General features: G+C 52.2%; 9 protein-coding genes and 2 pseudogenes. 3 read left to right on the plus strand and 8 right to left on the minus strand.

Annotated features, from left to right (window positions below; translation table 11 throughout):
- Positions 1-122: 122 nt before the first annotated feature.
- Positions 123-278: pseudogene (locus F6Y09_RS15755) on the minus strand (transposase domain-containing protein); the annotation flags it as partial.
- Positions 279-485: 207 nt separating this feature from the next.
- On the opposite strand from F6Y09_RS15755, the pseudogene F6Y09_RS15760 reads away from it, so the two are divergent.
- Positions 486-898, plus strand: a pseudogene (locus tag F6Y09_RS15760) (IS1595 family transposase); the annotation flags it as partial.
- A gap of 151 nt (positions 899-1,049) precedes the next feature.
- On the opposite strand, the gene F6Y09_RS15765 reads toward F6Y09_RS15760, so the two are convergent.
- Both F6Y09_RS15765 and F6Y09_RS15770 read right to left on the minus strand, forming a co-directional pair.
- Positions 1,050-8,330: an NHL domain-containing protein gene (locus F6Y09_RS15765; protein ID WP_152207911.1), complete on the minus strand. Its 7,281-nt coding sequence runs from the start codon at positions 8,328-8,330 to the stop codon at positions 1,050-1,052.
- Positions 8,331-8,518: 188 nt separating this feature from the next.
- Complete coding sequence (locus F6Y09_RS15770; RefSeq protein WP_152207912.1) at positions 8,519-9,082, minus strand: hypothetical protein; 564 nt, start codon at positions 9,080-9,082, stop codon at positions 8,519-8,521.
- A gap of 343 nt (positions 9,083-9,425) precedes the next feature.
- Here F6Y09_RS15770 and F6Y09_RS20605 point away from each other — a divergent pair, with 343 nt between their 5' ends.
- Positions 9,426-9,569, plus strand: coding sequence for a hypothetical protein (locus F6Y09_RS20605; protein WP_246180566.1), 144 nt, complete (start codon positions 9,426-9,428; stop codon positions 9,567-9,569).
- Between the two features lie 772 nt (positions 9,570-10,341).
- On the opposite strand, the gene F6Y09_RS15790 is transcribed toward F6Y09_RS20605, so the two are convergent.
- The 5 genes from F6Y09_RS15790 to F6Y09_RS15805 form a co-directional block, all read right to left on the minus strand.
- On the minus strand, positions 10,342-11,190 hold the full coding sequence (locus F6Y09_RS15790; RefSeq protein WP_152207914.1) for an Nmad3 family putative nucleotide modification protein: 849 nt from the start codon (positions 11,188-11,190) through the stop codon (positions 10,342-10,344).
- Positions 11,187-11,777 carry an Nmad2 family putative nucleotide modification protein gene (locus F6Y09_RS20870; RefSeq protein ID WP_179959442.1) on the minus strand — a complete coding sequence of 197 codons (591 nt, stop codon included), beginning with the start codon at positions 11,775-11,777 and terminating at the stop codon, positions 11,187-11,189. The genes F6Y09_RS15790 and F6Y09_RS20870 overlap by 4 nt, the downstream gene beginning before the upstream one ends.
- A 323-nt stretch (positions 11,778-12,100) precedes the next feature.
- Entirely contained in the window at positions 12,101-12,346 is a 246-nt protein-coding gene (locus F6Y09_RS15795) for an AbrB/MazE/SpoVT family DNA-binding domain-containing protein (protein WP_152207915.1), read from the minus strand.
- Between the two features lie 173 nt (positions 12,347-12,519).
- Positions 12,520-13,536, minus strand: coding sequence for a nucleotidyl transferase AbiEii/AbiGii toxin family protein (locus tag F6Y09_RS15800; RefSeq protein WP_246180567.1), 1,017 nt, complete (start codon positions 13,534-13,536; stop codon positions 12,520-12,522).
- Positions 13,523-14,128: a DUF6088 family protein gene (locus tag F6Y09_RS15805; protein WP_152207917.1), complete on the minus strand. Its 606-nt coding sequence runs from the start codon at positions 14,126-14,128 to the stop codon at positions 13,523-13,525. Before F6Y09_RS15805 ends, F6Y09_RS15800 begins: the two co-directional genes overlap by 14 nt.
- A 309-nt stretch (positions 14,129-14,437) precedes the next feature.
- Here F6Y09_RS15805 and F6Y09_RS15810 point away from each other — a divergent pair, with 309 nt between their 5' ends.
- Positions 14,438-15,214 carry a hypothetical protein gene (locus tag F6Y09_RS15810; RefSeq protein ID WP_152207918.1) on the plus strand — a complete coding sequence of 259 codons (777 nt, stop codon included), beginning with the start codon at positions 14,438-14,440 and terminating at the stop codon, positions 15,212-15,214.
- Positions 15,215-15,782: the final 568 nt, after the last annotated feature.

A 15,782-nucleotide genomic window follows, 5' to 3' on the forward strand; every position in this document is an offset into this window, starting at 1 on the left:
ATTCAGCGTTGAGCTACCAGACACCACTGGAGTTTGCCGCTGGCTACCGGACTACGGGAAAAGGGTCGAAATTAACCGACATTACTAAGCAGTGAGTGGTTTAGTGATTGGGGGCAGGTCACTACCTCACTGGCCGGATGTTGGCTGATGCGTTGCAGCACGTCCACCAGGTAAGTGTACGGGTTGAGGCTATGGAGTTTGCAGGTCGTGATCAGGCTCTGGATGATGCCCAGGTGTTCGGCGTCCAGTTCGGTCCAGCAGAACATCGGATTTCGGCGGTTATGGAAGTGTTTCCATAACCGCCGCGCATGGTTATTTGCCGACACCACCCAATGCGCAAATGCCAGCGCCACCACCTGCTCACGCATATTGCCGAGGCGGATACGGCGGAGAAACTGGAAGCGCTGTTGCCTTGGAACGTGGAGCTGGTTCGGGCCTGACATCTCAGTGCGGGTGATGCAAGTGGGTCAATTTAAGGGCTTGCCCTGAGGATGCGTTGCATTTCCGATGCCTCGGACTATCATCTCGTGCCATACGTGTGCACCGTCGTAGCTCCAGGTTCCACTGTTCGCACTGACGGTTGGAGTGGATACAACGACCTGCCGAAGCACGGTTACACGCGACAGCGGACTGTGCTGTCTCATCGTCCGGGGATCCGGCTCAGGTCCCCATGCCGGGTGTCCATAGGGTAGCCAGCTTGCTGAAGCGCTGGATCCTCGGCACTCGCCAACGTTCGGTCACATCCGACCACCTACAGGCATATCTGGAGGCACTCACTTTCCGGTTCAACCGCCGCACCTCGGCTAGCCGCGGCTTCGTATTCCGTCGGCTGCTCGAACAAAATGCTGTCACCGGGCCCGTGACGGAAGCGCAAGTGATCCATGGCTACAACTGGTGACCACAAAATGTAAGGGGTGGAGGAGCAAACCGTCCACCCCGTTAAATCTATTCCTCAATTCAGGGATGAGTGGTTCAGTGAAACCACTACAAAGAATCGGATCTTAGAAAGCTAGCATGGCCCAATAACTTTCCAATTCACGCTCCCCCGATTAAAACCCGCATTGTCTTGGATGACGGGCACACCATTCCCCTTGGCGCATCATTTCGTTCAGCGATGGTATTCCATTGTCATCATCTCTTGTATCCGGTAACGCGTCCCAACCTGCCCTTACTGCCATGCCACAAAATTGACCAAGAGTACCAAAAGTATCAGGTAGTCCATCGGTGGGGCAATCTAATCCGAGCCCTCCACAAAATCCCAAGATAAAGGAGACAGTCGGTGGCCCATATATGACTATCGGTATTATTATCTGCGGCCAAGTCCCTTCGGGATCCACCATATTTACTGGGTTATTTTGTGCATATTGATACGGGTTTGGACTATCGCCAAACAAAAGCAAAGGGTCTTTAGTCGTCCACCGCCCAGAGAACGGGCTATAGTCTCGTGCACCAAGACGCACAAGGCCAGTGTCTCGATCATGAAGTCCGCCAGTGAAACCGAACGGCTGGAAGCCAGGGTTGGTATCTAAAATGATACGCCCGAAAACATCGTATTGGAGACGCTGAACCATCTCACCAGTGACCACGTTTACCACCATCTGTGGGCTGCCGAGAGAATTGCTGACAATGCGATATACCTCTCCATTTTTAAGCATATAAGCTGGTGTATTCTTTTTTTCAGCATAAACGAAGCGACTGACAATCGCTCCGCTGGCATCAGTCTGTGCGATAGGATTGAGTTGATCCTGATACAGAAATCCTTCTACCAGCGTTCCATTGACTGCCTTTCCGATTCTTCGACCTTCGCCATCAATCAGGTAGCTGATTTGCTTACCGTCAGGCAGACTTACTTTTCGCAGGTTGCCAAGTACATCATATTGATAAGATGTCTCTCCTGAACTGGATGTCTTACTGAGTAACTGTCCACTTTCGGTGTAGGTATAATTGTCTCCACCGTAGCTTAACAGCCGGTCCTGCTCGTCATGGGTTGCGGTTTCGCTGCCGTTGGGAGTTACCCTAAGCGTTCGATTACCATTTTTATCATAGGCGTAAGTTGAAGCTGTAACGCCATCAATATTTACCGATTGCAATCTCCCAGCAGAGTCGTAGAGATAGCTGTATGTGCTTGTCACTCCATCAACAATCTCTGTCTTACCGGTAACTCGGCCAAGCACATCTCGGACATATTCGACCTGATATAGTGAACCTTCATTGGCGTCCGCGTTGTGGCGGATAACCTCGCCGAACACGTTATATTCGTAGTGATCTTCAACAATTCCGAGAACGGTACCCAACAAAAGACCATTTCCACTGTCATATCTCAGATCGAGACTTCCTGCATTGATCAATAGATTGTCTTCGTCGTATCCGAAGACTACGGGCTCGCCGGAGTTCACCTGCTGCTCTATCATTCTGAAGCTACTATCATATTTAAAGCTGACCTCGCCATTTACCGGTCCACCAAACGCAACGTTCGTCAGCAGACTTCCAGAATAGCCAAAATCAAGTGTTACGCTGCCGGGCGCTGTGATTCGAGCAATTTCGCCAGTTTGTGCCGAATATGTGTAGCGGACGTCGCCACTGGGCGTACTCAAAGTAACAAGCCGGCCTGCTCCATCCCTGCTGAAGATCACGCTTTCTGAAGCTGAATAAATGATCTCAGAAAGCTGGCCATCGAGATTGTAAAAGTAGTTGATCGCGTCTCCGCCAGGAGGCTGGTAACTCGCCTTTTGATCCAGGTCGGTATAAGTAAAGGTATGAGCGAGACGCCCTGGCGGAGTCAGTGCCTGAATGTTTCCGTTGGCATCGTACTCAAACAGGATCTCCCGTTCTCCTGGCAGTACCCGTTTGATAATACGACCAGCAGGGTCGTACTCATACACCTCGTGGCCTAGCGCATCAGCATATTGACCCAGGTATCCATCGGCATTGTAAGCGTAGGTGCTTAATCTCTCGTTGGCTCCCGCGCCTTGGCGGATAGCGGATATTCGCCCACGGGAATCGTAGTCTGTGAACACACTTGCGAGGTCAGGAAAGTTTATTTCCGTAAGACGTCCTTGCGCATCACTGGCCGCAGTAAGGAGCCGACCCGCTGGAGTGGTGATGACCTCGGTTCGATCAGCTGCTGTATACCTACTGGAAGTCATGCGTCCATTGACCCCCCTAGTCTCAGTCAATGACAGAAGGCTGAGTGGATCAAACTCATCCAGAAGTTCCACACTTCGACTATGCTGCACCGTCGAAACCAAGCTCCCATTTGTCGTCACCGTGGACTCTGCAAACGCAGCCTGCATGGAGAATCTTGGATCGGGCCCGGGCACGGATTCGACCACTGAACCATCTGCGAGTTTTAAAGTGACAGTCCCCGTGGTTTCAGTATCGGCAACAGCCTTGCTGCCATCAGGATGAGTCACGGTCCGACGGCTAGCGCCCGCCGCGAAATTTTCAACTTTATAGACAGTTTCTCGGTTCTGAGCCGTTGTCCGGCTGACAGTGTAATTGCCATCACCCAGTTCCGTCCGGCTAAGCGTCTGCCCTCCACCTTCGGGATTTATTTGTTGCAGCAGCTTTCCTGAATCGTTGTAGCTGTAAGAAGAGGCATTGCCGCGAGGGTGAGTGAAACTGGTCAGTAGTCCGTCTTCTGTGTACGCGATGGCGTGCGTTTCTCCAGCTGGATTGCTGATACTGGCGAGATATCCGTCTGCATTCACGGCAAGCTCCGTGCGCTGCCCAAAGGGTGCGACGATAGCGGTAGGATTTCCATCATCATCTCTTTCGACTGTCGTGATATTATTATCAAAATCGACAATCTGAACCAGGCGGCCTGCAAGGTCGTACTTGAAGCGGTAAATTTCGGTCTGGGTCCTGCTGGAGATGGTACTGATAAGACGGCCAAAGGGATCAAAACGGTAAAGTCTTTCTCCGTTACTGGACGCCAGTACGAGATCACCAGCATTAAACGCCGGCATGCCATTGCCGAATTCGCGAACTTGGTCATTACCCCTGTCCGCCAAGAGAATCCTCCCGTCTGGCATAATTGCCATATCGGTCACCCATTTTATGGTTGCCAATCCAGCTGGGCCACCATTGCCCGAGAAGCCGCTTACGCCTGTGCCGACAATGGTATCTATAACTCCAAACTGATCAATTTTGCGGACACGGAAATTATTTGTATCCGCGATCAGCAGAGTGCCTTGGGATGTTTCAACGACTGCGTTAGGGCAGTTAAGCACTGCGTCCGTCGCAGAAAATCCATCGTTAACAAACTCTTTACTAGTAAACTGACACCCCAAAACGGAGCCTGCAATCGTTTGTATGATGCCATCGGTTCCAATTTCCCGGATCCGGCTATTGCCAGCGTCTGCGAAACGAATCCTGCCGTTTTCTGTTACGGTAATACCTTTAGGAGAAGACAGCTTAGCTTTAGATGCCAGCCCGCCATCTCCAGAAAAGCCAGCACCAAACCCTCCAGCAATTGTAGAAATGATGCCGTCAGGACTGACTCGCCGAATACGAGAAGCATCATTTTCTGCAATAAGTAAACTGCCATCATCGGTGACAGCGACCGAATCCGGGTTACGCACATATGCATCAATTGCCGGAATTTCATCTCCAACTTCTGTTAAACCACCTCCAGCCACGGTACTTATGTAACCGTCTGGGTCGATTTTACGTATGACATGATTGGCCCTGTCCGCAATAAAAATGCTTCCGTCGGGCGCAGTTGCGAGTCCATGAGGTTGATTGAGCTGGGCCTCGATTGCTAGCCCCCCATCTCCGCTATATCCGTGTTGCCCAGAGATTCCTGCAATAGTCGTTATTATTCCGTCGGGGGAGACCTGACGAATGACCGCCCTGTCAGATATCAGCACGTGCCCATCGGGAGTCACTGCAAGCCCTTCAGGCTTAATATTCACATCTTTACTGGTTGCAGGTCCTCCATCGCCGCCGTTTACAGTTCCTGACCCTTGAACTGGAGACCCTGCAAAAGCTTCAATTCTGCCAATCGCTTCCTCTGCGCTTTGGCGCTTTCCATCGCCTAAGTACAAAACCTGTCCTACTGGATCATAAATATGATGAGGATCTAAACTCCACCCCCCAACAGCAGCATTCCTGAGATCTTGGGACCCAGTCTTAAAGGTCCGTGTCTGCCAATAGATAATGTTTGCGTTATCACGCCCGGCGCTCATATCTCTCTGTGTTTCAGCGCCACTGAAGCTTCCAAAACTCTGCTGGAATTCAGCCGGCTCAAGATACACGAGCGGATAGACGTAACCAATCCGAACAGTAACGGGCTGAGAGCCCTGGACTCGTCGCCCGTAGGCATCGTTACCGTCCCAGACAAACACATGCCTCAGATTTTGCTGAGGCTGAAAGGTTTCCGTGATCCGGCGTCCAGCCACAAGGATCTCAAGCTCTATTTTGCTCAAATTCGCAGGCACAATAGTGTTTGTCAGAGGAATATCTAAGGTTCGGGCTGCGGCATTTCCCTTTACTCGATCACTTCGGTAATTTAGTGAAAAAGGTGTGCCAACTATGGGAATTCGCTCCCCAAGAATCTGGCTTTCGCATTCTATAATCGAACCAGGTTTTTCGCAGGAGTTATCGGGAGAATTGTCCTGACTTGGTGAAGCTTGGTTGGGACTTACTGCACCCTCTGGCGGTCCAAAAGGCCAATTGTAATCCCAGGGTGTAAAGTGAGGCACGAGTACCCGCCACAATGTTTGTCCCGGCTCGTAAATGCTCGCAAGTTGTTCTTGCTCCACCGTTGTAATGCCGAGCTCCGCCACTTCTTCGGCAGTATTGGGCTCGCCATTGCCGTCGAGGTCCAGCTGCGCCAGCCCTCCGTTTATACTGATTAATTTGATCACCAGCCCGTTATCCGATGCAATCCACTGACCGAGCTGACGATCAAAATAGCCTGCAGGCACAGCCTCGCCGACCGGGAAATTCAGAAAGTTCTCCAGATGAAAAATGACCGGCTGGTTAAAATCGACGCGGGTGGCATTGGCGGCAATCGCCTGGTCGACAGAAAACTCCACCGCGTAGGTGTAACCCGAATTCGCTGGCAATGCCGCAGGCATAGCCTCAGGACCGTTGTCGCCGACCGTGTATTCGGTGGCACGTACATCCATCGCCGTTAGCGGCACGACTGAGCCATCAGGAAGCGTCATCGTCGCCGTCGATCCCGGCTGGAAAAGGAGGGTTGCCTGCCTTGCCCCGTCTGAATCGTTAACGGTCCCTCCCCTTGCAATCTGCAGGGTATCGGATCCGGGCATAATGGAGGTTACCTCCGAGTCTAACTGCACCAAAACCACGTCAGGCGGAAGCGCGAAATCTTGCCAAGGGGCGCGGATCTGGCGATGAGCGGTAAGGTAACCATCCTTTTCGTAGCGCAAAGTCAAAAGTCCACCGCCGTTAACAGCCATGTCGAACATTCCGTCAGCGCGGCTTAGCGTCTGGCCAAATTCCGGATGATCCTTAACAGTCAGCTTTACACCGGCCAAAGGCTGATTTGAGCGATTCAGCACCCTTCCGCGCAACACGGCGGCACGTTTGGCCTCAATGGTGTCGGGTGCGACACCGGTTTGGATGGGGGTTGAGCCGGTATAGAGAAACTCGGTTGCTTCAGACAGTATTGTGCTGGCAACAGTGGTGTCGACAGGCGGCGCAATAGATCCGGGATCAGGTGGCAGCGGCTCCTCTGGTTCTTCATTGGAGCTTTCCACCGCAATGCTAAACGACTGCTGGGCCTGCCCGCCCCGACCATCAGTGACCTGAACCGAGACGGGCACAGTTCCGGCCTGTTCGGGAAGCCAGGCGATTTCGCCAGACTGACTATCAAGAGCCATGCCACTGGGTGCCATAGCCAGGCTGTATACTAGCGGATCTCCATCGGGATCGATCGCCTGAACAAGATAAGAATAAGGTTGGCCGGTAGTTGCCGTGACCACCGGTGTGGAAGTGATTTGGGGATCTCCGTTTACCGGAGGAATTTCGCTGGCTTCCACCTGCGTTGAATCCGGATCGCTCAGGAGAATACCGTCGCTGACGATGAGCTGGAGCACATAGAGACCCGCAATATCCGGCTCGAAACTCGGCTGCGCACTGACAGGGTCCGTCAAGGTGACGTTGCTGTCCTGCGGGGCACTCATAATTGACCAGGCAAAGCTCAGGTCATCACCGTCGGCATCGTTTGAGCCAGTGCCATCGAGCTGCACAAGGTCAGCTACAGAGACGGACTGATCATCTCCGGCATTTGCGACCGGCCGGGAGTTGCTCGTGCTGATGGTCGCGACGGCAGGGAGGCTGTCCAGGAAACCATCGTTAACAATCAGTCTTACCTGGTAAACCCCGGGCTGATCAACAGTAAAGCTGGCTGCAATAGAATCTGCGTTATTCAGCACGGCCACACTGTCAGTCGGCCGTTGGAGCAGGGTCCAGTCGTAGGTCAAAGGCAGGCCCACAGCACTTGTCGACCCGGAGCCGTCCAGAACAACAGTGTCGCCGATGAAGGTGGTCTGATCAGGCCCGGGATCGGCCGTCGGGGGAACATCTTCCGTTACCAGACGAACACGGTCCGGAAGGCTGTTGAAGAGCCCATCGCTGACTGACAATTCGGCGAGGTAAATTCCCGGCCAGTCAATTTCCAGGGAAGGGCGAACAGTAGTGGGATCAATCAGCTCAGCAGTGCTGCCGGCAGGCTTATCGATCAAAGTCCACGCATAGGTCAAGGGGTCCCCGTCCCGATCACTTGACCGGCTGCCATCCAGTTCGACACTGCTGTTAATAAATACGCTTCGGTCATCACCTGCATCTGCAACCGGCGGCGTATTCGACTGTGGGACGACCCCCATTGGGATGTAATCAAACGCGAACCCCACGGGATTCGGGTTCTGGAACCGCAAAACTGCCTGCACCTCCTCGCCGGGAGGCAGTTCGCCGGAAGGCACGGGTAAGAGAACATAAGGGTCCCCGGCAACGGTGTTCCCATAGGCATTTAATAAGGTGAAGGTGACAGCCGGCTCCGGCGCAAGAAACACTACAGTCAGTGGTTCGCGGATGCTCTGATCTGAAACATTGCGCATGGTCATGACGGTATCGAAAGTGCGGGTTGCATTATTGAGCCGCAGCCCTGTGAAAGCGACATCCACGCGATCGTCAATATTGATACCTTCCTGCGCCAAACCGGGACCTGAGCCCAAGACCAGCGTCAGGGTGAAAATCAAGCCCATTAAAAGGTTCGCAGCGAACCACCGCCGAAACTGATCAAAAAGGCCCAGCCAATAAAAGGAAATACGCTGTTGTTGTTGGTAGTGACGTGCACTCATCTCAAACCCTCCAGATACGGTGTATGGCGCTTGCCTACAGCCTCAAGGTTCACTGACAAGTGCTTCTTTTTTATGTCATATCTTTTTGTATCGTTTAAAGCCTCTGAGCAACATCAATCCGTAGAACAAGAGAACTATGCTCTGCGGTTCAGGAACGGATACTGGTTCAGCCAATGTCACGTTCCAGTTCACGAAAGGCTCAGCTTCTGCGGCAAATACATCCAGGCCACCCGCTGCGCTGCCCGTGTAATCAACTCCAAGTAGTTCATCCGCGTCGGTTGGATCGGAAGTAGATACCAGGAACGAGAAGCCCGAGTTATCGAGCAAATAGACAGAAACCGATCGGGATAGACACCCGCGGAAGAATCATTCTCTGAAATATCGAGATAGAAATTTAAGCTGTCGCTAAATGTGAGGAATTGCGTGTAGGAGCTGAAGAAACTTGAGTTCGTCAGAATCAGCGAGTCGTCCAGCGCTCCGGATACTGTCCCTGTGGCAAAGCTACTATCAAAGACTTCGGTTGGGCTGAAATTCTGAACCACGGCTTTATTCTCGATCCCGGCATCACCTGCGACCAGATCAAACGCAACTGCGCCATTGACACCGGAAATTGCCGACGTATCAATCTGTACATCGACGAGATACGCATGAGTAGAGGAAGAGAATACAAATCCAATCAATAAAACAAAGCCAAAACAGATGCCCCAATGTGGGCGAAAAAGATGTGAGTTATTGCTGGTTAAAGTTCTCATTATTATTCAAATCCATTTGTTGAGAATACATTTAAAAAGCAACAATTATTCCATCGTGTTACAAGCAATTGATACTAAGGCATTAGGGGGGCTATATTTATAAGCTTGCTTATTTTGTTACTCACGGTTTGTAAAATATTTCGACACGCACTTTTTTACTATAAGCGATCTTAGGAATCTCAGTGAGACCTTGTATTGCTTCGCGCCGTCCTCAGCCAGAACGATCGCGCTCTTACGGTTGATCTTGGTAACTATCCCCAACACCGGACCCTCCCTCCCGACCGTCGAATGTCAATTTTAGTCCCACTCGCAATTGGCTGAGGGCTTCCAGGCTTTCCTGGTCTTGCAGTTCATCAATGCGCCGGCAGATCATTCGGTTCAGTTCCAGCAACTGGTCAATGGTCATGTCTTCAATGACATGGCTCGCCAGATCAACCCTCTGCTCGTGGTGAAGCTCAATACTGTTGTGAACCTTCTGAACGCGTGAGAGGACCTGAGCGGTTTGGTTGAAAAGGTTCGTCCAGAACGCTGGAAAATCCTACGCGCGCTCCCTGTAATTGACGATTCTTTAGCAATCAGCGACAAAAAGTTTTTCGCTTTTGTTCAAAGACATCGCTCTTTCGAATCGATCCAATGCATCGAAGACCATCGAGAAATGTGTGAGTCGTACCTCATGGTCGACTCCTTCGGTCGCTTCTTCCAAAATCACCCCTCATTAGCCGGATGGTACCTATGCAGCGATCCCATTTTATCCGTTGGCGCACACGCCGCATTCTCAGAAATGGCATTCAATTCAACCAGCTTTCAATCCCGCTATACAGGTGAACTGGGAGGGAAGCAGTGAAGAAGTATATTTCGAACAAAGAATGGAACGTCGTCATTAAAGGTCTCGTCAAGCTCGGCTGGAGTTATCGGCGCGGTGGTAAGCATGGCCGACTAACCCATCCCGACTTCTCTCGAACACTCATCGTTCCAATCTCACCGAGTGATCATCGAAGTTTGCAAAACTTCATGCAAACTCTCAGGTCAACTCGAATTTACGCTGGAATAGACAAGAGCCAGATCTGACAAAAAAGGCAACCAGGCGCCCGCTGGGCATCCTTTTAAAGTAGGTCCAGCAGCAACCTGCAGCCGACGTGACATTACCGAATCAACCGGTGGCGAGCACACTTCTTAGTTTAACCACAGGTCAATGGCAAAAATACTTGCCATTTGGGCAAAGGGGGTAGAAGACGCCGGTGAAACTAATTAATCGCTCATTACTGCCGCACAAGCCCATTAAGCCAGGAAATCGCCTCGGGATAAGCGGCAGTTTCAAGAACAAACTCCTGATCTCTAGAAGCACTCATTAGGTGACAGTACTTCCCAGCCTTAGTCCAGCGCGACGGGTTGCTATGGAAGCTCAATGTGAAACCGGAACTATTGGGATAGAAGAAACTCGGCAAGCGCCACAGTGTTGGGGATGATATCCCTGGTGCGGTCAGTCTATACCGGTCATGCATTTGTCTGAATGTTCCCGCCCCCGGCAACCCAGTATCCATTCCACCCAGACGGAGAGTCTCAGACGCAAGATATAGGGTGTTGCTTGCGTCAATTTGACCGTGAAAGTGGGGGTGATAACGGGCCCAGGCCAACTCCTCCTCTGCTAACTGGTCAACCTTGTGGATCTGCTCTATCTGGAGCCAGCCCCACAGCGCATGAAACGGGGGTGCCGACTTGATGAACCTCCAATCCTCACCACATTTCTCAACAGGTCTAAATAATCCGAAAAACAAGAAGACGTCACCCATGCCTACTTCTTGCTTACGCAGATGCCCTTGAGCGCTACCCGACTGCCCAAGCAGAGGTCGCCAGTCAGTATCTCGCGGGTAAACATCTGGAATGAGATCAGGATCAAGGTGGGCGTAATGCGCGACGCGCCGGGGATCGCTCGTTAGGTCAGCAACGAGCTTACCGATATTTATCCCGTGATAGTCCAGCTCTTGATAGGTAATGCGTGATTTCTTGTCCGGGATAGGTAATGCATAAAAAGAGCCGTCGGGAAATACCGGACTGGGACATCCACCTGCGGATGAATCAAATCCCTTTCGGCTCAAGATCAGCTTCATCCGCGCGCTCCGCAGGAAGACCTATGCGCAGTTAATTTAGCCGGCCAGCTATGAGGCATTCCATTCCTGCCAGGTCTGCATTGGCTTCGAACAAAATCAATGAATCTTCGTGCTTGCGATTCTTCCGTCTGAGCACCATGAGCAAATTGTCCCCGGGGAACAGTTGGACGGAGTTCTGGTGGGACAACCAGGGAATCCCTGCCAAAATAGTAGAACTCACCTGCAACGAGGACGTACTGGCCGGATATGTCGCGCTTCAAATCATCTTGGCTGGGCATATTGTTCCCCCAATGATTTGCGTTCGGGAGTTGTTCAAAATGCTCTCCTTCAAAGGCACCGACAACGCAAGGCCGATAGATATTGTCTCCTGCTTTAGCTTCCGGACCTTTTGCGGTCATATCAGGAATCTTGCTTTGGAACCGAGGGTCCTCAAAGTACTCACGGATATGCAGCTTCTCAGCGACCTGCATAAGGTAGATAAGCCGCTCCTCACCCACTGGATCACCCACCAACGATACTGAAGTAAATCCAGCTATCCAGTCACCCTTTCCCTTACACCGACGTATCTGGGGTTTACACGTCGCCAATGTCAGCGTTTTGCCAAAAGGGTTAGGGGCAAACCGGTATCGCTGACTAGCTTATAGGCGAAAAGACGCATCCTTTTCCTCCGTAGAATAATCCGCGTAGATCTGCTTCAAATACATACCCGGATAATGCCAGCCCACAAGATTGACGGCTCCAAAGGACGCCCAGACCTAGATCACGAAGCGACCGAGGCCTGTAAGCCCACCTTTTTTAGGTCAGACTCGCGCCCTGGATCATTAACTCCCTAGTCTCCCGTTCCAGGTGAGACAGACTTCTATGCAGCAACTGACGACATGGAATCTGACAGTGAAATAGAGAAAAGGAACTACTCACGACCTGTCTGTGGCTGGTCCCGTTCTTCCATGAAATCGTCGGTCACACCTCCGTCGTCTGAGTCAAAATAGTCATCCCAAACAGAGTCGAGCGGCCCTTCATAGCTTATGACAGAACCCTTGAGCCGCTCTAATGGTGTGAGTTCATCCATGGGCGGTTCGGCCACCTTATCGGCGCGGACCGACTCAGCATCAGGCTCCTCGAAAAGCTCTTGCTCAGTGGACGTTTTCTTGTCCATAGAACCCTCCCGGTCAAGGGACTTAATACAACACCCTTCATTTTATCAGGCGGTCACCTGCTACAGCTATCAGCGATCGCTCGTCGAATTCTGAGCATAAGCCTAGATTTATTGCAGTCCGTATCAGCGCACTTTAAACGGGCTGATAAATCACGCGACAGGCACAATGACCCTCAACGAGCATTAACACGGTTTTCGAGGTTCCGGATTGAGTCGACAATTTCCTTGAAGCTCGGAGGTGCTGAGTACATCATGCCCGCACCCACCATTTTCTCATAGTCAGCCCGCAAGATCTCCAGAGTGCCCGTCTGCGGCAATAGCTTCAGCTGCCCATCCAGACATGCGTCATAGTTTGCGTAGCCCGTATGGAAGAACACTTTCTTATGGCGGACAACCTCCTCAAATAGCTCCCGGTTTTCAACGGCTGACTGGCCGGCAGGATGCTCTGCAAGCATGACCAAGTCGTACCAATGCCTGGAAAGCCTTTCAGCACTCTCCCTGAGCTTGCCCCTGTTGCACTCGACATGTATGAGCGTGGCTTTCTCCCAAAATGTCCGTTCCGGGGAGAGAACCACGACCTCACTGCTCGGATAGACGAGGCCTTGCGTCAGCTCGGAGATGTACGGGGAGACCGTATGAGTTTCGTTGGGATCGATAACGTTCCTGCCACCCAGCTCAATGAGTACCTGGGACCGGATGTATTCGCCCGTACGCTCTACAACGGATGGGTAAGTGACCCAGATCTTTTCACCACCATCGTCCAACTCAACGGTATGCTGCTCAGCCGTTGGCAATTTGGCCAGCTCACTTTCGAGGTATGGGACGACCACTTCGTTCGCATAGGCCAAGACATAACTTTTCAGTCGATCACTGAACTGCTTGGTTTTGGTCCGACTCACTCCCTCCGCGAAAGGATCAAAGCCCTCATCGAAGGCCCGGTAATCCAGCGTGATATCGACGTCCTCGGAAAAGCGATCAATCACACCGTAAACCTTGGAGAGCGATGTACCTCCTTTGAAAGCCATAGGGTGTGCGCCGGGCATGGAGAACAGAGCCTGCAAGGTCCAGCAGACCCATATATCCTTCTCCAGCACCGAGGCTCCGCGAGCCAGTTGAGGCGCAACAGTTTGAAGGATATCGCTTTGTTCTTCTGCGGATAGTTCGAGAAACACCTGCTCAGCTATGGACACGCCCTGTCTCATATTGCCTGAACGCCTCGCTCATCCACGCCGGCATACGTGAGGAAAGCAGCGTCTCGAACTCTTCTTCGCTCAGCCCTTCCTGGATCCGCTTCACTACCTCGGTGCTGATATTGTTTTTACCCAGATACCAAAGCGCGGAGAGGGCCAAACCAGGCCTCTTGCCTGCATGCTGAAGCTTCCGCTGACTGCTAGTGTGCATGAGCTTCACCTTAAGGTCTCCGATGCGAATTTCACGGGTAGGTCCATTGGTGTAGTAGACAGGTGTCGTTGGCATCTGCGTACTGAGCTTGAAACGGCGAGCCGCTTCGGCCCCATGGACCTGAACGGTCTCTCCATGATCTCTCGCGATCACCTCGACCACGCGCGAAACATCCGGCATAACATTGCCGACAAACCGGCTTTGTTTGGGCCTGACGAAAACCCCACGTGCGACCCGCTGGATAGCGCCTCCTTCTACGAGCCTGGAGAGAGCCTTATCGACAGCAGCACGCGACCCCAGCCTCAGGAAACGGCTGTTGGTGAACGGTTCCCCTTGGGGAACCTTCGCGATTTGCTGCTGGACAGACTCTTTAACGGACATGAAACATATCTCCATTGACTGTCAGAAAAACTACCATTTTTTCTGACACCGTTCAAGTTTTGACCACGGAGCAGCCCCCGCCTTAGCCCCCCGGTTCATCTGGCTCCAATCTTGCCCAAATCAAATTGGGTTGTACGGAGCACCCGGTTCGAAGTATGATTTTATCTCGGCGCCGATGGACGCCCGCCGCTTGCACTGGCGAAGCTCCGCACCATCCTGCATTACTACTCTTTTCCCTGGCCTTATTCCAAGACGCGGCCGTGGTGAGCAAGCAACCAGATCAGATGCCGCGTTGTAGGAATCTGAGCTATGCCAAACTATACCTATCTCGATCTCTTCAAACGTCGTGCGAAGCTATTTTCTCAAACTAAAAACCTCAAACTGTCGGTCGCCCAGGAGCAATTGGCCAGAGAGAGCGGCTTTACAGACTTTCATGAGTTGCAAACTGTCTCCAAGCGCTCACCCGGGGACCCTCGACTAGCAAAAGCCGGTCTGGGTGTTACTGAACCAGGGGACATACTCTACGAGCAGAAGGTCTACGCTGCCGTAGAACAGGAGATCGAAGAGGCACTGGCTGGTGAAATCGCCGAGACCAATGCTTCGAACTTCACCCTTGAGAACCTGGAAGTCCTTGAATCGAACTACTGTCAACGCAGCGGCGTGGGTACAGTTCGCTTCAGCGGCGACTACATCGGTGAGCAAGATTCCGATCGCATTTACCATGACCATTCATTTCCTGTGCATGCGGAGATCAGGGCTCGTAAGTCCAACGATCAATGGGCTCTATCCGATGATGAGGGTTTCGAAATACAAGGTATCTGCGTTGACTGTGAGACGGTTATGAATGTGAGTACTGTCCTGGATGATTCCGGGGAGCCAACTGCCAGACACATTTGTGACCGATGCCTGGAGCACAGCGAAAGCTATGGGACCTGCGCACTTTGTTCCGAAGTGTTTGAGCTCAAGGACCTCAAACCCATCCCTGGCGGTCAGTTGGCGTGTTCTGAACATATAGATGACTTCTATCTCGACCCAGAGGAAGAGGAGGGCTGGGAAGGGAACATCGAGAGGGGGAACGATTTATAGAAGTGGGCATACCTCAGCGGCTCGGTCATGCCATGCAAGGCCGAGCAAGCTTTATTGACCTGAACCCCTCGCGCTCAAACGGAAGCTGGGCAGATAAAGATAAGCCTCCCGAACTTTGCAGACTCAGCGAGCTGAACCTGAACAGACTCCTCCTCCCACCCAAAGAGGGTGAGCAGGATCCACTGCAGTCATGTAATGAAGATGTCATTCTGCACAGGGGATCCGAAATGGCTCAGCTGACAGTGAACGCATGGCCAGACACCGCAGGAAGTGGCACGGAAGCAGAAGACTGTTGGGCTGAGCCAGAACCCGCCGACCGCCCTGTTTGGAACGGATGTCCAAACCATCAATGAGCGCACTGGCAACGTATTCGATAAGGGCGAATTGGAGAAAGCGTTCAACTATCCGGAAACTCCGGATAGTTCGCCAGGAGGGCGAACGATAGGGTGGTTCACGATCAGACCTTTATAGTGGATCTCGCCAACCTGATCGCCAGCCAGCACCCAGGCCATCAACTAGTTCACCCTCGAAGGCTCCAAGCAACTGCGCCGATTGGGTGGTCTCGCGG

Origin of the sequence: Marinobacter changyiensis, assembly GCF_009193265.1 — a bacterium.
GTDB classification, from domain to species: domain Bacteria; phylum Pseudomonadota; class Gammaproteobacteria; order Pseudomonadales; family Oleiphilaceae; genus Marinobacter; species Marinobacter changyiensis.

Bases quoted from the DNA above. Each gene is read 5' to 3' on its own strand.
- F6Y09_RS15765 (WP_152207911.1), bottom strand. From the start codon at position 8,330: ATGAGTGCACGTCACTACCAACAACAACAGCGTATTTCCTTTTATTGG.
- F6Y09_RS15770 (WP_152207912.1), bottom strand. From the start codon at position 9,082: ATGAGAACTTTAACCAGCAATAACTCACATCTTTTTCGCCCACATTGG.
- F6Y09_RS15790 (WP_152207914.1), bottom strand. From the start codon at position 11,190: ATGAAGCTGATCTTGAGCCGAAAGGGATTTGATTCATCCGCAGGTGGA.
- F6Y09_RS15795 (WP_152207915.1), bottom strand. From the start codon at position 12,346: ATGGACAAGAAAACGTCCACTGAGCAAGAGCTTTTCGAGGAGCCTGAT.
- F6Y09_RS15805 (WP_152207917.1), bottom strand. From the start codon at position 14,128: ATGTCCGTTAAAGAGTCTGTCCAGCAGCAAATCGCGAAGGTTCCCCAA.
- F6Y09_RS15810 (WP_152207918.1), top strand. From the start codon at position 14,438: ATGCCAAACTATACCTATCTCGATCTCTTCAAACGTCGTGCGAAGCTA.